Raw genomic sequence first — 18,897 nt, forward strand, 5'->3', positions numbered from 1 at the left:
CGGGCGGACGTATAGGGGGGAAGGGGCCCTGCGTCAAGGTTTTGGGTGGCGATCTCGTGCCCCACAACAGGTGTCATCGCCCGGCTTGACCGGGCGATCCAGTACCCCACGGCGGCGCGGCTGACCAGAGGCGCTGCGGCGTACTGGATGCCCCGCCTTCGCGGGGCATGACAGCGGCCCCCGTTACCGCCCGATCACCAAAACGGCAATGATTGTCGCGCCTTACCATCACATAAAGGGCGTATTCGCCGTCGAAGAGTCCGGTGGAGTTCCCGGGGCTGCACGCCCCGACACATTGTTTGCCGCCGTTTTTGGCTTAAGTAACAGCGCATCGCGCCCCGATTGGATTGTTTCGTGCCGACAATTCTTCATTTTGCGCAAGACTTGCGCTCAGCCCGACCGCGTCTGGCTGGCCGGCTGATAGCGCTTTGCGGCCTGGCGGCGGTGCTGGCCATGGCATCCGGCGCGGCGCCGGCGGCGGCGCAAGGCAAGCTCGAGGCGCAATATGAGGCGACGCTGGCGGGCATTCCCGTCGGCAAGGGCGCCTGGAACATCGATATCCAGGACGACGTGTTCTCGGCGGCGGCCGCCGGCGGCACCTCGGGGCTCTTGAAGTCGTTCACGGGCGGGTCCGGCACCGGCGCGAGCCAGGGGCGCGTCGTTGGTGGCGCGCTGGTTGCGACCGGCTACCAGGCCTCCACCACCACCCAGAAGAAAACCGAAGAGATCCGCATCACCCTCGACAAGGGCAATGTGAAGGATTTTGCCATTTTGCCGGAGCCGCCGGTCGATCCGGACCGCATCGTCGTCACCGAGGCGCATCGCCGCGGCGTGTGGGACCCGATGACGGCCTCGCTGCTGCGCGTGCCCGGCACCGGCGATCCCGTTGCGCCCGAGGCCTGCCACAACGCCGCGCCCGTGTTCGACGGCCGCATGCGCTACGAGCTCAAGCTCGATTTCAAGCGCATGGAGACCGTGAAGGCGGAGAAGGGCTACAAGGGCCCGGTCGTGGTCTGCGCGATCTATTTCGTGCCGATCGCCGGCTACATCCCCGACCGCCCCGTGATCAAATACCTCGCCGCCCAGCGCAACATGGAGATCGCGTTCGCCCCCATCGCCGGCACGCGCATCCTGGTCCCGTTCTGGCTGAAAGTGCCGACGCCTCTCGGCCCGGCCATGCTGGAAGCGACCAGCTTCATCACCGCCCCCCAGCCGCCACGCGTGGCGAAGACGCAGTAGGCGAGGCGTCCGCGCCTCTCCCTCCGCCGTCATTCCGGGGCGCGCCCCTTGGCGCGAACCCGGAATCCATCAGGCCGCAGAGACGGTTGCGCGATGGATTCCGGGTTCGCGACTGCGTCGCGCCCCGGAATGACGAGCGAAATGGGTCTCCAAAAGCGCGCCCTAATGATTTCAATGACTTACCTACTGTGTCTGGGGTTGTTTTCGCACTTTTTGTTTTGCCGCCCCCTCATCGGTGAATCCATTTGACTCCTCCCCGATTCTGATTCGACTCAAGGCCATCCCCAGCTTTAACCACCCCGGTCGCTTGTGCGGCTGCGCAAAACTCCATCTAGTGCGCAACCAACACGAGTCCCGCGACATGTTGCGTGAACGGAACGGGACTCAATCGGGAGTCAGCGATTCGGCCGCGATTCGTTCTAGAGTCGTTCCGAAGCTTAAAGCGAACGGGAAAAGCGTCGCAAAGTGAAACAGTTGCGCGGGATTTGGGGAGGGCGTGCCGCACTCTCCGCCGTCATGCCCCGGCTTGACCGGGGCATCCAGTACGCCGCGGCCTTTCGGCCCTGGCACAACTGCCGCGGCGTACTGGATCGCCCGGTCAAGCCGGGCGATGACAGCAGTGGAGGAGGCCCCACCCCAGCGTTCGGAGACATAGCCGACACCTCGGCGTCGCCTCCCCGCCCCGGATAGCACTGACATTCGCCCAAATCGCCATTACCTAATCCGATAGACATGGCTTTTTCCTCCTCCCCCTTCGCCTCCGAGCGCGCACCCGGTGCGGGCGTCACTGCGGTGCTCGGTCCCACCAACACCGGCAAGACCCATCTCGCCATCGAGCGGATGCTGGCGCATCCCTCGGGGCTGATCGGCCTGCCGCTGCGCCTGCTCGCGCGCGAGGTCTACAACAAGATCGCCGATCGCGCCGGCGAGGCCAGCGTCGCGCTCGTCACCGGCGAGGAGAAGATCAAGCCGAAGAACCCGCGCTATTGGGTCTCGACCGTCGAGGCGATGCCGCGCGACCTCGATGTCTCCTTCCTCGCCGTCGACGAGGTCCAGATCGCCGCCGATCTCGAACGCGGCCACGTCTTCACCGATCGCATCCTCAACCGCCGCGGCCGCGACGAGACGCTGCTGTTAGGCGCCGCCACCATGCGCCCGATCATCGAGCGCCTGTTGCCGGGCGTCTCCATGATCACGCGGCCCAGATTGTCGCAGCTCGAGTTCGCCGGCGACCGCAAGATCACGCGCCAGCCGCGCCGCACTGCCATCGTCGCCTTCTCCGCCGACGAAGTCTACGCCATCGCCGAGCTGATCCGCCGCCAGCATGGCGGCGCCGCCGTGGTGCTGGGCTCGCTAAGCCCACGCACACGAAACGCGCAGGTCGCGATGTTCCAGAACGGCGACGTCGATTATCTCGTCGCCACCGACGCCGTCGGCATGGGCCTCAATCTCGACGTCGACCACGTCGCCTTTGCCTCCGACCGCAAGTTCGACGGCTACCAGTTCCGCCGCCTGACGCCGTCCGAGTTCGCGCAGATCGCGGGCCGCGCCGGCCGCGCCACCCGCAACGGCACCTTCGGCACCACGGGCCGCTGTGCGCCGTTCGAGCCCGAGCTCGTCAATGCGCTGCAGAACCACACCTTCGATGCCGTGAAGGTGCTGCAATGGCGCAATTCGAAGCTGGATTTCTCCTCGCTCGGCGCACTCCAGGTCTCGCTGAACCTCGCCCCGGGCCACGAGACGCTGACGCGCGCGCCGATCGCCGAGGACATGCGCGTGCTCGATCACGCCGCCCGCGACGGCGAGGTGCGCGATATCGCGCATGGCAAGGCCGCCGTGGAGCGTCTGTGGGAAGCCTGCCAGGTCCCGGACTACAGAAAGCTGTCGCCGGCCGCCCATGCCGAGCTGGTGACGACGCTGTACGGCTTCCTGATGCGGAAGGGGTGCATTCCCGATGCCTGGTTCGAGTCCCAGGTCACCCAGGCCGACCGCATCGACGGCGATATCGACACGCTGTCGGCCCGAATCGCCCAGATCCGCACCTGGACCTTCGTCGCCAACCGCCCGGACTGGCTGAAAGACCCCGAACGCTGGCAGGGGATCGCGCGGGAGGTCGAAAATAAATTATCGGATGCGCTCCATGAACGCTTGACTGAGCGTTTCGTTGATCGCCGGACCAGTGTATTGATGCGCCGCCTGCGGGAGAACACGAGCTTGAATACTGAAATCGGCAAGACCGGCGAAGTCATCGTCGAAGGCCATGTCATCGGCCGTCTCGATGGCTTCACCTTTGCACCGGATGCGGCGGAAGCCGGCTCCGATGCGAAAGCCTTGCAGGCTGCAGCGCAAGCGGTGCTCGCCGGCGAGATCAACGCGCGCGCCGAAAAGCTCGGCAATGCGCCGGACGAGCAGTTCGTGCTGACGTCCGAAGGCATCATCCGCTGGACCGGTGATGCCGTGGCGCGGCTCGCCGCCGCAGACGACGCGCTGCATCCGCGCATCCGCATCATCTCGGACGAGCGCCTGACCGGCGCCCCCCGCGACAAGGTGCAGGCGCGGCTCGAGCTCTGGCTCAAGACCCACATCGAAAAGCTGCTCGGGCCGATGTTCGAGCTGTCCAAGGCCGAGGACGTCACGGGTATCGCCCGCGGCATCGCCTATCAGCTGGTCGAGGCGCTCGGCGTGCTCGAGCGTCCGAAGATTGCCAGCGAGCTGAAGGATCTCGATCAGCCCTCGCGCGCGACCTTGCGCAAATACGGCGTCCGCTTCGGCGCCTACCACCTCTATTTCCCCGGCCTGCTCAAGCCCGCCGCGCGTGCGCTCGCCGCGCTGCTCTGGGCGCTGAAGCAGGACAATGTCGATCTCTCCGCGCTGTCGGGCGCGCAGCATCTGGCCTCCTCGGGGCGCACCTCGTTCCCGGTCGACAAGGCGCTGCCGCGCGATGCCTATCGCGTGCTCGGCTACAAGCAGGCCGGCGAGCGCGCCGTGCGCGTCGACATCCTGGAGCGCCTCGCCGACTTGATCCGCCCGGCGCTGGCCTGGCGCGAGAACTCGCCGGGCGAAAAGCCCGCCGGCGCGTTCGATGGCCGCAGTTTCGTGGTGACGCAGGCGATGACCTCGCTCACGGGATCGGCCGGCGAAGATTTCGCCTCCGTCTTGCGCGCGCTCGGCTATCGCATGGAGAAGCGCCCGCCGCTGCCGCAAAAGCCTGTCGTGACCGAGACGGTTGCGGCCGAGACGCCGCCCGCTGAAGGCAGCGCGGAGACCTCGACCGAGGCTGCGGTTGAAGCCGTTGCCGGCCTGCCGACTGAGGCGCCGGCCGCTGAAGCCATCACGGTCGAAGACGCCCCTGGCATGGAGCCGCACGACGAGCCCGCTCCTGAGGAGGTCCACGCGGAGCCGGCGCTGGAAGCATCTGCTGAAGCGCCCGTCACGCCCGAAGACGCCCCCGGCATCGCGCCGCCCGCAGAAGAGGCTGCGACGTCCACCGAGGCTGCCGGGCTCGAAGCGGCTGCCGCCGAGACCGCCGCCACCGAAGCCGCCGCTTCGCCCGATGCTGCCGCGCCGGTCGAAGCCGCCGCGACACCCGCCGAGCCCGAGCTCGTCGAGGTCTGGCGTCCGGGCGGCCGTCACGAGGATCGCAAGCCGCGCCACGAGCGCCATCGCCATCAGCGTCACCACAATCAGCGTCCGCAGGCCGGCGCTGAGGCTGGCGCCGCACCAGCGAGCGCCGCGCCCGGCGAAGCAGCCGACGGCGCGAAGCCGGGCCATCGTCATGGCGGCCATCGCCGCGATTTCCGCAAGCCGCGTGAAGGCGGCGAGGGCGGTGAGCGCCGCGACGACCGCAATCGCAGCTTCCAGGGCAAGGGAGACCGCGACAAGGATCGCGATCGCAACCGCGACAACAAGAAGTTCGGCGGAGATCGCGACAAGGGCCGCGACAATCGTGGCCGCGACCGCGACAAGGGCCGGGACCGCCGAGATCGCGAGTCCGGTCCGTCGCTGCGTCCCTACGCCTCCAGCGCGAACCCGCGCGAGCGCGATCGTCCGATCGATCCGAACTCGCCCTTCGCCAAGCTCGCCGCGCTGAAAGAGCAGCTGGGGCGCAAGGAGTAGCATAGCGTTTTCAAGCGAAGTGCGGAGCGGTTCGCGTGAAGAAAACGCGTCAAGAGGAATAAAGCCACGACCGAGCGGCAGCGCATCGACAAATGGCTGTGGCACGCGCGGGTGGTGAAGGCGCGCACCTCCGCGGCCGAGCTCGTCGTCACCGGCCATGTCCGCGTCAACGGCGTGCGCGAGACGTCGCCCGGCCATGCGATCAAGGCCGGTGACGTCCTCACCATCGCGCTCGATCGCAGTGTGCGCGTGCTGAAGGTCACCGCCTTCAACGAGCGCCGTGGCGATGCCGCCTCGGCTCGCGTGCTCTACGAGGAGCTCGGGACGCGCAATTAATCGCGCTTGGTATTCATTTCTTGATCGATCAAAAACACAAAGCCGTCATGATCGGGCCTTCCCGACCTTGCGGCGCCGGGCCATCCGCGCTAGGCAAGCCGCGACTTTTAAAAGAGCTTTTCGGAGCGTTGGATGACTTACGTCGTCACTGAAAACTGCATCAAGTGCAAGTACACCGACTGCGTCGAGGTCTGCCCGGTCGACTGCTTCTACGAAGGCGACAACATGCTCGTCATCCATCCCGACGAGTGCATCGATTGCGGCGTGTGCGAGCCGGAATGCCCCGCCGACGCCATCAAGCCGGACACGGAACCGGGGCTGGAAAAGTGGCTCCAGGTCAACGCCGATTACGCCAAGAGCTGGCCGAACATCACCCAGAAGAAAGAATCACCCGCCGACGCCAAGGAATTCGACGGCATGGAGGGCAAGTTCGAGAAATATTTTTCTCCGAACCCGGGCTCCGGAGACTAATTCGCGCTCAAACTTAACCCTAATAGCGGCGCTGCCGCCGAAAACCAGCCCTCAAGACCCCTAAATCATTGATTTTTGCGGGAAATGTGCTATATTGGGCACATTAAGCCGAACCCCGTCAGCCCCGTTGGCCCCTCTGGGTTCCCGTGAAACCAAATGTCGAACAGGGGCGTGGCAGTTTCCGCGCGCAGGCTGTGTCACAGAAAACGCGTAAAAAGAGTACTTCAGCGAGGGCTTCCCATAAGGAGGCCAAAAAAGTCGCCGCGGCCAGCCGTAGCGCATCCAAGGGTCGGACCGCGACGAAGGCGCCGGCTGCAAAGTCCTCGAAGAACAAAAGAAGCGCAATGCCTAACAAGACTGCCAAACCGGCCGCGAAAGCGACCGCTGCCAAGCCTGCTGCCGCCAAGCCTGTGACTGCCAAGGCCCCCGCTGCCAAGCCCGCCGCGCCGAAGGCTCCCGTTGCTGCTGCACCCGCCAAGGCCCCCGTCGCCGCCAAGCCGGCTGCCAAGCCCGCGGCTCCGCCGAAGGTCGAGGAAAAGAAGGTCGTGACCCAGCGTCAGGGCTTCAAGGCCAATGAATTCGTGGTCTATCCCGCTCACGGCGTCGGCCAGATCCTGGCCATCGAGGAGCAGGAGATCGCCGGTGCGAAGCTCGAGCTGTTCGTCATCAACTTCATCAAGGACAAGATGACGCTGCGCGTGCCGACCGCCAAGGTCGCCAATGTCGGCATGCGCAAGCTGTCCGATCCGGCGCTGGTCAAGAAGGCGCTGGAGACGCTCAAGGGCCGCGCCCGCGTCAAGCGCACCATGTGGTCGCGCCGCGCCCAGGAATACGAAGCGAAGATCAATTCGGGCGACATCGTCGCGATCGCGGAAGTCGTGCGCGACCTCTATCGCTCGGAATCGCAGCCCGAGCAGTCCTACTCGGAACGCCAGCTTTATGAAGCGGCGCTCGACCGCCTCTCCCGCGAGATCGCGGTGGTGCAGCACTCGACCGAGACCGAAGCGGTCAAGGAGATCGAGGCCCAACTCGCCAAGAGCCCGCGCCGCACCAACGCCAAGGCGGAAGCCGCCGACGGCGAAGCCGACACGGACGCCGAGGGCGATGCCGACGATACCGATGGCGACGACAGCACCGTCGCCGACGAGGCCGCGTAAGCAGCTTCGTTCTGCGCAAGCCATCAAAAGCCCGGCCGAATGGCCGGGCTTTTTGTTTGGCTTCCTGCCGCAGCGGGGAGTTCGCTCTACGCGCCGCGCGGCTGGGTCCAGATCGAGATCGGCTGCTGAATACCGCGCACCGCCTGCGGCTCTCGCGCCTCCAATGACTGAAACGTTGCGGCCGCGCCGCCAAGCTCGGCCTTCGCCTGGCTGACGAGATCGTCACTTGCCACCAGCGCGCAGTCGAAGGCGCGGGTCAAGGCCTCGAGACGGCTGGCCACGTTGACGGTCGCGCCGATCACGGCGAATTCCAGACAGGTCTGCCCGAGGTCACCGAGCACTACCGGCCCATAATGCAAGCCGAAGCTCACACGCAGCTTTGGGTCGCCTGACGCTGCGCGCCGATCGTTCCATCGGTCCGCCGCGGCGATCATCGCCTGGGCGCATCGCAGCGCGTTGCTGGCGTCGCACTCGCCCGCGAAGGGTGTGCCGAACGTCGCCATCAATCCGTCCCCGAGATATTTGTCGAGCGTGCCGCTGTGGCGGAAAACCTCCTGCTCCATCAATCCGTGGAATTCGCGCAACGTTCGCACCACCTCCTGCGGCGAGCGCGCGTCGGCAAAGGCGGTGAAGCCGACGATGTCGACGAACAGCACCGCGACGTGTTGCGTGCGCACCTGCTTCAATGGCTCGTCCTGCTTCGACAATTCCGCCACGACATTGGGCGAGAAGTAGCGTGCGAGGTTGCCACGCTCGCGCTCCACCGCGGCGTGCCGGACCAGGAGGTCGTTGCTGCGGCGGACCGCGAGCGCCAAGGTCATGGCCACGATCATGAATACGACCATCTCCTGGATGCGAACGTGGAATCCGATCGCGCTGGGCGAGATCATCGCCAACAAGCGCTGATCGTCGCCTGCTGCGGCCGCGATGCGGGCCGTCAGCGCAGGATCGCGATCGGGTTGCCACCACACCCAGGCCATGCCGATCATCCAGAGCGAAGCCGTCCAGCCGCCGACCGCAATCACGGTCCGCCAGGTATAGGCCAGCGTGGCGCCTGCGAGCAGCACGAAGAAATAGATGAAGTTGCCGAAATGGTACTGCATCGCGACTGGCCAGTGCGAGGCTCCGAACGGATTGGGAATCACGATGAGGCACGTGAGCAGCGCCAGGTCGCAAAACAGCAGTGCCAATTCCGGCCGTGACACGCCCACCCGCCCAACCTTGACCTGGGCCCAGCCGATCAGTGCGAACAGGCCGAGCAGCGCCACGTAGTAGAGCTGCTCCCAGGCCGGGTTGATCACCAGCAGCAGGCAGCCAATGACGACGAGGGCGACATAGCGCGCCCGCACCGCGAGTTGCAGGCCTTCCCGCTTGGCGGACGTCAGCGCGGCCTGCGCGAACTGAACCGTTTCGGCGTCGCGCTTGCTGGGCGCGGGCGAAAGCGCAGCCGGCAGGTTGAATCGCTCGACGAGCATTGTCACGGCAGTCTCCTCACTTGGGCCTTTTCAAGTCCGCTGCGTCCTTGCCGAAACGCCGATTTCATCCCGACGGGCTTCTCCGTCAGCCGCGGCCGCAACCGACGTCCACCAGTTCCCCAAGGCATCGATCAATGGCACGAGTGCGTGACCGGCGGACGTCAGATCGTACTCGACGCGCAGCGGATATCCGCCGAATTCAGTGCGGCTTACGATACCGGCGTCCTCCAGCTTGCGCAGCTCGAGTGCGAGCATTCGGTGTGAAATGGTCGGATTGTCGCGGCGCAAGTCGCTGAAGCGCTTGGTGCCCTGCTTCAAATAATAGATCAGCAGCGTCGGCCAGCGGCCGCTCAGAACCTGCATCACTTCCTCGATGGGACATCTCGAGACGAGATCCTTCATCGGCGCCTCCAGGTTACAAAAAAGTTCGTAATTTACTTGACGCGGCGAGCAACTAGGGTCGCATCACCGCTGCGCAGCGTGATCACCAGAAATCACGGAGAATGAATCATGGACCCAATTCTACTCTACGGCTTCCCGAAGGGAAGCTCCATGGGGCTCGTTGCGGCGCTCGAATGGCTGGGCAAGCCATACCGGCTGTGCCGGGTCGACATGATGGGCGAGATGCGAAGCCCGTCATACGCCCGCATCAATCCGCGACATGAGACGCCGGTGTTCGTCACCGAACAGGGCGAGGTGCTTACGGAAACCATGGCGATCGCGGCCTGGCTCGAAGCCAGGGATCTCGAACGTCGCATCAGCTTCGATCCGCTGTCGCGGCAAGCCGATCGAATGCATCAGCTCATGGCATTCGTGAATACCGGTTTCACCGCCGCCTTCGCGCCGCTGTGGGCCGCAATGGAAGCCGAAGCCATGGAGCCCGCCACGAAGTCGGCCCTGCGTGCCTTTGGCACAGCAAGGGTCATCGAACGTCATGACAAGCTCGAAGGGATGATCGAGCCGCGGCAATTCCTGCTCGGGGAGCGGCCGACGCTGGCCGACGCCGTGCTTGTCGGCGTCGCGCGCTGGCTCGACTTCCACGCGGTTGCGGAGAGGAGCCGCTGGCCGAAGCTGGCGGCACTGCGAGCCCGCCTCGAAGCCGATCCCGCGGTCCTCTACGCGACAGCTCTGGAGGACGGCGGCTCTGATCCGGGAACGGGATCGTGCACAGGCCACATCGCGCTGGCCGAATTGATTGCGCGGTTCGGCAAATAGGGAAGAGAGGAGCCTCGGCGCGCTCCTCCTACCTGACCGACGGCTATCGCACATGACCTGTATCGGCGGCCGGTGCGCACGCCTCGTCCTTCGAGACGGCGCTTACGCGCCTCCTCAGCTGAGGCTAGTCAGCATCAGTGCTCGTTGAAACTGCAGCCACGCACTCCGTCCTCATCCTGAGGAGCCCGCCCAGAGCGGGCGTCTCGAAGGATGGCCGCAGGGATGCTCTCATATCCGATAGCCCGCCTACTTCACGGGGCGTTTCTCGAGCTTCCTCGCCAGCGTCCGCCGGTGCATGCCCAGCCGGCGGGCCGCCTCCGAGATGTTGAACTCGGTCTCGATCAAGGTCTGGTGGATGCGTTCCCATTCCAGTGTCTTGATCGAGGTTGGCCGCGTATCGAGCGCGACCTCGGCGTTGCCTTCGGCCTTGTGGAAGGCGGCCTCGATGTCGTCGGTGTTCGACGGTTTTGCCAGATAGTGGCAGGCGCCCAGCTTGATCGCCTCGACGGCGGTGGAGATGCTGGCGAAGCCGGTCAGCACCACGATCAGCATGTCGGGATCGTGCGTGTGCAGGAGCTCGACGCAGGCAAGGCCCGAGGCGCCGCCAAGCTTGAGGTCGACCACGGCATGACCGAAGGAGCGTTCCTCCAGCACCTGGCGCACCTCCTCGATCGAGGCGGCGAGCACGACCTCGTAGCCGCGGCGCTCGAACGAGCGCTTCAGGGTGCGCGCAAAGCCCGCATCGTCCTCGACGACGATGAGCGAACGGTCAGGCGTCAAAACTCCCTCCGATCGCCAATGTTGCAAGCGGCAGCGTGAGGCGCACGGTGGCGCCGCGCTTCCTGTGGTTCTCGGCGGTCACGGTGCCACCCAATTTGCGCACGACGTTCACCACCAGGAACAGGCCGAGCCCGCCGCCTGCGCGACCCTTGCTCGACTGGTAGGGCTTGCCCAGCTGCGCCAGCATCTCCGGCGCAAAGCCCGGGCCGCGGTCGGAGATCGACAGCACGAGATTGTCGCCCTCGCGCTCGGCGACGAGCTCGACCCACTCGCGCGAGACCTCATAGGCGTTGTCGAGCACGTTGAAGATCACCTGCTTCAGTGCGACGTCGGAGACGATCGCGACGTCCTCGCCGAAGGTGTTGACGAAGTAGAGCGTGCGGGCCGAGCGCGCATTGCGCCATTCGTCGACCAGCGCCGTGACGAAGGCCGTCACCGTCGTCGGCGAGGAGCCTTCACCTCGCGCTTCACCCGCCGACACCAGGATGCCCGTGACGATCGACTTGCAGCGCTGCAGCGACGTCTCCATTTCGGCGAGATCCTCGGCAAGCTCCTGATCGGCGGCAAGATTCGGCATGCGGCGCCAATCGCTGAGGATCACCGAGAGCGAGGCGAGCGGCGTGCCGAGCTCATGCGCCGCGCCGGAGGCGAGCAGGCCCATGCGCACGATATGGTCCTGCTCGGCGGCATGCTGGCGCAGCGCCGCCAGATGCGCGTCGCGCTCGCGCAAATTTCGGTTGATGCGGGTGACGAACACCACCAGCAGGACAGCGTTGAGCACGAAGCCCAGGAGCATGCCGAGCACAGTGAGCGTATAGGTCTCGCTCAACGGATTTGGCGGCAGATCGAGCGGCCGGTAGGCCAGGGTCAGCCAGACGAAGCTCGCGCAGGTCAGCGCCACCAGCGACCAGGTCGAGCGGGCATCGAGCAGCACCGCGCCCAGCGTCACCTGGAGCAGGAACAGCGAGGTGAAGGGATTTGTGGCGCCGCCGGAGAGATAGAGCTGCGCAGTCAGCGCGGCGACGTCCAGCATCAAGGCGACCAACAGCTCGTTGTTGGTGATCGCGGCGCGATGGCGCACCCAGACCAGGCTGGAGACGTTGAGCAGCACCAGCGCGCCGATCACCGCGCCCATCCGCTCCAGCGGCAAGGGGATGCCGAGGCCGAAATGCACGGCACCGATGGTCACGATCTGGCCGACCACCGCGGTCCAGCGCAGCTGGATCAGCAGCGCCATATTCTTGCGGTTGGTCTCGTCGTCGGTCGGCGTGGTGCCGATCAGCTCGCTGCGCGCGTCGGCCTGCGATTGCAGCGTGACGGCTTTCCCGTCACGCCCAAGCGTCTGGGAAAGCGTCTTCCCGTCGTCAGGTCGGCTCGACGATCGTTCCAGCATCTGATCCCGTCCTGCGGGCGACGGCATCCGAGCCGCCGGCCTTGTCGTGGACGAAGCGCTTGCGGCGGAACAGCCCGCCGCCGAATGTGACGAAAAGTCTGCCGGCCAGCATGAAAGCCAGGGCAAACCACGTCAGCGCGTAGATCAGGTGGTTATTGGGAAAGCGGATCACGGTCAATCCGCCGATTGGGCCGCCGGCAATTTGTGATCCGGCGTCGGCATCCACGAAGAAGGGCGCGACCTCGCGAAGGCCGCGTGCCGCCGCGATGGCGGCGACGTCCCGCGAGTACCAGCGGTTGTGCTGGGGCACGTTGTTCCGGAGAAAGCCGCCCTTCGGCTCGGTGATGCGCAGGAGGCCGGTGATCTCCAGCCGACCTTGCGGATTGCCGTCCCGGCGCGTTGATGCGTCGCGCCGCTCGGACGGCACGAAGCCGCGGTTGATCAGCACCAGCGTGCCGTCGTCGCGCTGAAGCGGGGTCAGCACCCAATAGCCGGGGCCTTCCTCGGTGACGGCCTGAACCAGTGTCTCGCCGTCATGCAGGAAGCGCCCGCTGAGGCTGACGTGCCTGTATTCGTCGCTTGCGGCACTGACGGCGGGCCACGCCGCGGGCGAGGGGATCGGCTGCGCCGGCGCGTGGACGCGCTGCTCGACCCGGTCGATCAGCGCCAGCTTCCAGGCGCGGCGCTCGATCTGCCAGACGCCGAGCGCGATCAGAAGCACAAAAGCAATGAGCGAGAGGACCGTGAGCCACAAGGACGGGGGCCGCGCAGCCTTGCTGCGCGCATCTCCGTCCTCGCCCGTCACTGTCCCGGTTTCGGTCACTTCATGCCGCTCATCTGATGCATCGGCATCATGTTGCTGTTGAGGTGGCTCATCACCCACAGCGAACCCGACAGTGCGATCACCACCATCACGATGGTGAAGATCAGCGCCATCATGGTCCAGCCGTTCTCGGACGTCGTGTTCATGTGCAGGAAGTAGACCATGTGCACGACGATCTGCACGACCGCGAAGGCCATGATCACCAGCGCGGTGATCTGCTTGCTCGGCAGCACGCCGCTCATCACCAGCCAGAACGGGATCGCGGTGAGCACGACCGAGAGCACGAAGCCGAGCATGTAGCCCGAGAACGTGCTGTGGGCGTGGCCGCCCTCGTGGTGATGGTCGTGCGCGCCGGCTGCGTGGGTATCGGTGCTCATCGCAGAACTCCCAGGAGATAGACGAAGGTGAAGACGCCGATCCAGACCACGTCGAGGAAGTGCCAGAACATCGACAGGCACATCAGGCGGCGGCGGTTGGCCTCGATCAGGCCGAACTTTCCGACCTGCACCATCAGCGTCACCAGCCAGATCAGGCCGCAGGAGACGTGCAGGCCGTGGGTGCCGACCAGCGTGAAGAAGGCGGAGAGGAAGGCGCTGCGCTGCGGCGTGGCGCCCTCGTGGATCATGTGGGCGAACTCGAAGAGCTCGATGCCGATGAACGCGGCCCCGAACAGACCGGTGATCGCGAGCCAGACTTGCGTCTGCGCGACCTTGTTCTGTTGCATGGTCAGCATGGCAAAGCCGTAGGTGATCGACGACAGCAGCAGCATCGAGGTGTTCACCGCGACCAGGTTCAGGTCGAACAGGTCCTTCGGCGCCGGGCCGGCGGCGTAGTTGCCGCCGAGCACGCCGAAGGTGGCGAACAGGATCGCGAAGATGAGGCAGTCGCTCATCAGGTAGATCCAGAAGCCGAGCGAGGTGCTCCAGCCTTCCGGATGCGGATGCTCGTCGGCGAGGTAGAAGACCGGCTCGCCGGTCTGCGAGGGATTGACGGCAACGGTCATTTACTTGGCTCCGGCGAGCAGTTTGGTGCGCGCGTCCTCGGTCCGGATGACGTCTTCAGCCGGAATGTCGAAGTCGCGGTGATAGTTGAAGGTGTGGCCGATCCCGACGGCGAGCATCGCGATGAAGCTCACGGCCGCCAGCCACCACATGTACCAGATCAGGCCGAATCCCATCGCGGTGGCGAGGCCGGCGAGAATGACGCCGGTGCCGGTGCTGCTGGGCATGTGGATCGGCCTGAAGCCGGTGAGCGGACGCTGGTAGCCGCGCCGCTTCATGTCCCACCACGCGTCATTGTCGTGAACGACCGGGGTGAAGGCGAAGTTGTAGTCCGGCGGCGGCGAGGAGGTCGCCCATTCCAGCGTACGGGCGTCCCAGGGATCGCCGGTGACGTCCTTGAGCTGCTCGCGCTTGAGCAGGCTGACCGCGAACTGCATCAGCATGGAGAGGATGCCGATGAAGACGAACAAGGCACCGATCGCGGCGATGACGAACCAGATCTGCAAGGATGGATCGTCGAACACGCGCAGGCGGCGGGTCACGCCCATCAGGCCGAGCACGTAGAGCGGCATGAAGGCCAGGTAGAAGCCGGTGACCCAGAACCAGAACGACATCTTGCCCCAGAACGGATCGAGCTTGAAGCCGAACGCCTTCGGGAACCAGTAATTGATGCCGGCGAACGCGCCGAACACCACGCCGCCGATGATCACGTTGTGGAAGTGCGCGATCAGGAACAGGCTGTTGTGAAGGACGAAGTCGGCCGGCGGCACCGCGAGCAGCACGCCGGTCATGCCGCCGATCACGAAGGTCAGCATGAAGGCGATGGTCCACATCATCGGCAGCTCGTAGCGGATACGGCCGCGATACATCGTGAACAGCCAGTTGAACATCTTCGCGCCCGTCGGGATCGAGATGATCATCGTGGTGATGCCGAAGAACGAATTGACGCTGGCGCCCGAGCCCATCGTGAAGAAGTGGTGCAGCCACACCAGGTACGACAGGATGGTGATGACGACGGTGGCGTAGACCATCGAGGTGTAGCCGAACAGCCGCTTGCCCGAGAAGGTCGAGGTGACCTCGGAGAAGATGCCGAACGCCGGGAGAACCAGGATGTAGACCTCGGGGTGGCCCCAGATCCAGATCAGGTTCACGTACATCATCGGGCTGCCGCCGAAATCGTTGGTGAAGAAGTTGGTGCCGACATAGCGGTCGAGCGAGAGCAGCGCGAGCACCACGGTCAGGACCGGGAAGGAGGCGACGATCAGCACGTTGGTGCAGAGCGAGGTCCAGGTGAACACCGGCATCTTCATCATGGTCATGCCGGGGCAGCGCAGCTTGACGATGGTGCAGATCAGGTTGATGCCTGATAGCGTCGTTCCGACGCCGGCGACCTGCAGCGCCCAGATGTAATAGTCGACGCCGACGTCGGGACTGTAGCCGATGTTCGACAGCGGCGGATAAGCCAGCCAGCCGGTGCGGGCGAATTCGCCGATGAACAGCGAGGCCATCACCAGCACCGCGCCGCCGACCGTCATCCAGAAGCTGAAATTGTTCAGGAACGGGAACGAGACGTCGCGCGCGCCGATCTGCAGCGGCACGACGTAGTTCATCAGGCCCGTGACCAGCGGCATCGCCACGAAGAAGATCATGATCACGCCGTGGGCGGTGAAGACCTGGTCGTAGTGATGGGCGTTGAGATAGCCTTCGGAGCCGCCAAAGGCGAGCATCTGCTGGCCGCGCATCATCAGCGCGTCGGCAAAGCCGCGCAGCAGCATCACGATGCCGAGGATCATGTACATGATGCCGATGCGCTTGTGGTCCACCGTGGTGAACCATTCGCGCCAGAGATAGCCCCAGAGGCGGAAATAAGTGAGGCCGCCGAGCAGTGCCGCGCCGCCGAGCGCGACCACCACGAAGGTGCCGACGACGATCGGCTCGTGCAGCGGCAGCGATTCGAGGCCGAGCCGGCCGAAGATGAGCTTGAGAAGATCAGGAGACATGCGCGTTCTCTTTAGGAATCAGACTTCGGACGCTGTCCGAGGAAGAAGGACGAGGACTTCAGCGGCGTGAACGACGGCCGCTTCAGGCCGGCGCCGAGCAGCGGCGCGGTGTCGACGGGTGCCGTGATGGACGCCGTGGTCTTGCCCTGCGGCGCATCCGGCGTGCAGGTGCCGGCGACGAAGCTCGGCTCGGGCCCAAGGGGGCTGCCGCGGCGGGCATACTTGTCGTAGGTGAGCGGCAGTGTGTTGTTCAGGCCCTGATGGCCGTTGCCGCCCTTGGCGTCGATCGCCATCATCTCGCTCTGGCACATCTTGCCGGTCTCGACGCACATGTTGAGGATCAGGCGGTAGAGATCGGCATCGACGGTGCCCCAGCGCCGCACCGGCTCGTTCTGGCTGGGCTTCTCCAGCTGGAGATATTCGGCGCGGCCGAGCGAGCCGCCGGCGGACTTGGCGCTGGCGATCCAGGCGTCAAAGCCCTTGTCGTCGAGGCCCCTGAAGTTGAAGTGCATGCCGGAGAAGCCGGCGCCGCTGTAGTTCGCCGAAAAGCCCTTGTAGGTGCCGGCGTGGTTGACGACGGCGTGGAGCTTGGTCTCCATGCCCGGCATCGCGTAGATCTGGCCGGCGAGCGCGGGGATGTAGAACGAGTTCATCACCGAGGACGCGGTGATGCGGAAGGTGATCGGGCGATCGACCGGAGCTGCGAGCTCATTGACGGTGGCGATGCCGTAGTCCGGGTAGATGAAGAGCCACTTCCAGTCGAGCGCGACGACGTCGACCTCGAGCGGGGCCTTGGACTGGTCTACCGCGCGCTCGGCATGAATGCGGCCGAGGGTGCGATAGGGGTCGAGCAGATGCGTGCCCATCCAGGTCAGCGCGCCCAGGCAAACGATGATCAGCAGCGGCGCCGACCAGATCACCAGCTCGAGCTTGGTCGAGTGATCCCAGTCCGGTTCGTATCGGGCCTCGGTGTTGGACTGGCGGTAGCGCCAGGCGAACAGCACCGTCAGCGCCATCACGGGCACGACGATCAGGAGCATCAGGACGGTGGAGATGATGACGAGGTCGCGCTGCTGCGCGGCGATATCGCCGGCTGGCGCCAGCACGACATAGTCGCAGCCGCTAAGCGCGGCAGCCAGAGGTAGTAGCGCCAGGATCTTGAGACGAGACACGGGCCGAGCCTTATGAGAATGAGTTTCCTTTGCGGGGCCAACGGGTAGCTGCGGCGCAACAATCCGGACATTGGACAATTTGTCCAATGTTGCAGTGCGGGAGCTTGGGCCAGACAGGGGCAGATTGCCTGGCGTCCCGCCGGGCGGTCGGCTTTGGTTTTCAGGACGTTAAGGGCGCACGAATGGCGACGGCACAGACCCCCGCAATGGCAGACCTCCACACGGGCGAGCACGGCCACGACCAGGCCAGTCCCGGCGAGATCGCCATCGGCGTCATCATCGGCCGTACCTCGGAATTCTTCGACTTCTTCGTCTTCGCGATCGCCTCGGTGATCGTGTTTCCCCGCCTGGTGTTCCCGTTCGCGAGCGAGCTGACCGGCACCCTCTATTCCTTCATGGTGTTCGCGCTGGCCTTCATGGCCCGTCCGATCGGCACCGTCATTTTCATGACGATCGACCGGGAATACGGCAAGACGGCCAAGCTGGTGTCGGCGCTGTTCCTGCTCGGCACTGCCACTGTCGCGCTCGCCTTCCTGCCCGGCTATCACGAGATCGGCGTCGCGGCGATCTGGCTGCTGGCGCTGGCGCGCATCGCGCAGGGTCTGGCCTGGGGCGGCGCCTGGGACGGCATGGCTTCGCTGCTGGCGCTGAATGCGCCGGCCTCCCAGCGTGGCTGGTACGCGATGGTGCCGCAGCTAGGCGCGCCGCTCGGGCTGATCGTGGCGAGCGCGCTGTTCGCCTATTTTGCCGGTCTGCTCTCGGCCGATGATTTCTTCGACTGGGGCTGGCGCTATCCGTTCTTCGTCGCCTTCGCCATCAACGTCGTGGCGCTGTTCGCGCGCCTGCGCATGGTGACGACGGAAGAATACGCCTCGCTGTTCGAGAGCCGCGAATTGCAGCCCGCGCGCATCTCGGAAACGGTCGCGCGCGAAGGCCAGAACATCATGCTGGGCGCCTTCGCGCCGCTGGCGAGCTTTGCGCTGTTCCACATGGTCACGGTGTTTCCGCTGTCCTGGGTGTTCCTGTTCACCCGCGAAAGCCCGGTGCGCTTTTTGATCATCGAGATCGTCGCCGCCGTGTTCGGCGTCGCCGCGATCGTGGCCTCCGGCATCATCGCCGACCGCGTCGGCCGCAAGTCCCTCTTGATGGGATCGGCGATCGCGATCGCGGTCTACAGCGGCTTCGCGCCGCAGCTGCTCGACGCCGGCGCGTTCGGCGAGACCATCTACATGGTGATCGGCTTCATCCTGCTCGGCCTGTCGTTCGGCCAGTCGTCGGGTGCGATCGCCTCGAACTTCAGGCAGATGTACCGCTACACGGCCTCCGCGCTGACCTCCGACATGGCCTGGCTGTTCGGCGCCGGCTTCGCCCCGCTGGTCGCGCTGCTGCTCGCCACCAATCTCGGCGTCATCGCCTCGGGTGCGTATCTCTTGTCGGGCGCGTTCTGGACCCTGCTCGCGCTCTGGCTCAGCGGCCAGCGCGAGGCAGGCGACATGGACGCCGGACGCTGATCGCTCCGTGCATGCAGATGGGGCAACGGCGCTGTTGGCGCCGTGCCCATCTCTAGAGCGCGAATGAAATGAGGCTTGATCGCGCAACGACGGAGGTGCGCTCCCTCTCCCGCTTGGGGCCCGCTTGGGGGAGAGGGTTGGGGAGAGGGTGTCTCCGCACCGGGACACTCCCCTAGAGGAGAAAACTCTCACCCGCGCCTTCGGCGCG

The 18,897-nt window shown here is 65.4% G+C and carries 16 protein-coding genes; 7 read left to right on the top strand and 9 right to left on the bottom strand.

The features are described 5' to 3' along the window. Nucleotides 1-453: 453 nt before the first annotated feature. The 5 genes from XI05_RS20715 to XI05_RS20735 all read left to right on the top strand — a co-directional run bounded on the left by XI05_RS20715 (nucleotide 454) and on the right by XI05_RS20735 (nucleotide 7,319). A complete protein-coding gene (locus XI05_RS20715; protein ID WP_442869299.1) occupies nucleotides 454-1,239 on the top strand; it encodes a DUF3108 domain-containing protein in 786 nt (261 codons plus the stop codon). Nucleotides 1,240-1,971: 732 nt separating this feature from the next. After that, entirely contained in the window at nucleotides 1,972-5,355 is a 3,384-nt protein-coding gene (locus XI05_RS20720; RefSeq protein WP_271505176.1) for a helicase-related protein, read from the top strand. A gap of 84 nt (nucleotides 5,356-5,439) precedes the next feature. Beyond that, the gene (locus tag XI05_RS20725) at nucleotides 5,440-5,691 is read left to right on the top strand and encodes an RNA-binding S4 domain-containing protein (protein ID WP_172786236.1); all 252 of its coding nucleotides are present in this window, start codon (nucleotides 5,440-5,442) and stop codon (nucleotides 5,689-5,691) included. 132 nt (nucleotides 5,692-5,823) lie between these two features. Beyond that, entirely contained in the window at nucleotides 5,824-6,162 is a 339-nt protein-coding gene (fdxA, locus tag XI05_RS20730) for a ferredoxin FdxA (protein ID WP_018643465.1), read from the top strand. Nucleotides 6,163-6,506: 344 nt separating this feature from the next. Continuing rightward, nucleotides 6,507-7,319, top strand: coding sequence for a CarD family transcriptional regulator (locus XI05_RS20735; RefSeq protein WP_271505179.1), 813 nt, complete (start codon nucleotides 6,507-6,509; stop codon nucleotides 7,317-7,319). An 86-nt stretch (nucleotides 7,320-7,405) separates the two neighbouring features. On the opposite strand, the gene XI05_RS20740 is transcribed toward XI05_RS20735, so the two are convergent. Beyond that, nucleotides 7,406-8,794, bottom strand: coding sequence for an adenylate/guanylate cyclase domain-containing protein (locus XI05_RS20740; protein WP_271505211.1), 1,389 nt, complete (start codon nucleotides 8,792-8,794; stop codon nucleotides 7,406-7,408). Nucleotides 8,795-8,824: 30 nt separating this feature from the next. Next, nucleotides 8,825-9,196, bottom strand: coding sequence for a winged helix-turn-helix transcriptional regulator (locus XI05_RS20745; protein WP_271505181.1), 372 nt, complete (start codon nucleotides 9,194-9,196; stop codon nucleotides 8,825-8,827). 108 nt (nucleotides 9,197-9,304) lie between these two features. Between XI05_RS20745 and XI05_RS20750 the strand changes: the two genes are divergently transcribed. Beyond that, entirely contained in the window at nucleotides 9,305-10,009 is a 705-nt protein-coding gene (locus XI05_RS20750; protein WP_271505183.1) for a glutathione S-transferase family protein, read from the top strand. Between the two features lie 246 nt (nucleotides 10,010-10,255). Here XI05_RS20750 and XI05_RS20755 read toward each other — a convergent pair whose 3' ends face one another. From XI05_RS20755 to cyoA, 7 genes are read right to left on the bottom strand one after another with little or no spacing between them, the layout of a single operon-like run. Next, on the bottom strand, nucleotides 10,256-10,789 hold the full coding sequence (locus XI05_RS20755; RefSeq protein WP_025033366.1) for a response regulator transcription factor: 534 nt from the start codon (nucleotides 10,787-10,789) through the stop codon (nucleotides 10,256-10,258). Next, nucleotides 10,779-12,182 carry an ATP-binding protein gene (locus tag XI05_RS20760; RefSeq protein WP_271505185.1) on the bottom strand — a complete coding sequence of 468 codons (1,404 nt, stop codon included), beginning with the start codon at nucleotides 12,180-12,182 and terminating at the stop codon, nucleotides 10,779-10,781. The genes XI05_RS20755 and XI05_RS20760 overlap by 11 nt, the downstream gene beginning before the upstream one ends. Then, entirely contained in the window at nucleotides 12,154-13,005 is an 852-nt protein-coding gene (locus XI05_RS20765; protein ID WP_271505187.1) for an SURF1 family protein, read from the bottom strand. The genes XI05_RS20760 and XI05_RS20765 overlap by 29 nt, the downstream gene beginning before the upstream one ends. After that, the gene (gene cyoD, locus XI05_RS20770; protein ID WP_271505189.1) at nucleotides 13,002-13,382 is read right to left on the bottom strand and encodes a cytochrome o ubiquinol oxidase subunit IV; all 381 of its coding nucleotides are present in this window, start codon (nucleotides 13,380-13,382) and stop codon (nucleotides 13,002-13,004) included. Before cyoD ends, XI05_RS20765 begins: the two co-directional genes overlap by 4 nt. Next, nucleotides 13,379-14,008 (bottom strand): cytochrome o ubiquinol oxidase subunit III, encoded by a 630-nt coding sequence (gene cyoC, locus XI05_RS20775; RefSeq protein ID WP_271505191.1) that lies wholly within the window; start codon nucleotides 14,006-14,008, stop codon nucleotides 13,379-13,381. The genes cyoD and cyoC overlap by 4 nt, the downstream gene beginning before the upstream one ends. Further along, nucleotides 14,009-16,006 carry a cytochrome o ubiquinol oxidase subunit I gene (gene cyoB, locus XI05_RS20780; protein WP_271505193.1) on the bottom strand — a complete coding sequence of 666 codons (1,998 nt, stop codon included), beginning with the start codon at nucleotides 16,004-16,006 and terminating at the stop codon, nucleotides 14,009-14,011. A gap of 11 nt (nucleotides 16,007-16,017) precedes the next feature. Beyond that, complete coding sequence (cyoA, locus tag XI05_RS20785) at nucleotides 16,018-17,178, bottom strand: ubiquinol oxidase subunit II (RefSeq protein WP_271505195.1); 1,161 nt, start codon at nucleotides 17,176-17,178, stop codon at nucleotides 16,018-16,020. A 182-nt stretch (nucleotides 17,179-17,360) separates the two neighbouring features. On the opposite strand from cyoA, the gene XI05_RS20790 reads away from it, so the two are divergent. Continuing rightward, nucleotides 17,361-18,689, top strand: coding sequence for an MFS transporter (locus XI05_RS20790; RefSeq protein WP_172786195.1), 1,329 nt, complete (start codon nucleotides 17,361-17,363; stop codon nucleotides 18,687-18,689). Nucleotides 18,690-18,897: the final 208 nt, after the last annotated feature.

It is taken from the genome of Bradyrhizobium sp. CCBAU 11357, assembly GCF_028128865.1.
Taxonomy (GTDB): Bacteria; Pseudomonadota; Alphaproteobacteria; order Rhizobiales; family Xanthobacteraceae; genus Bradyrhizobium.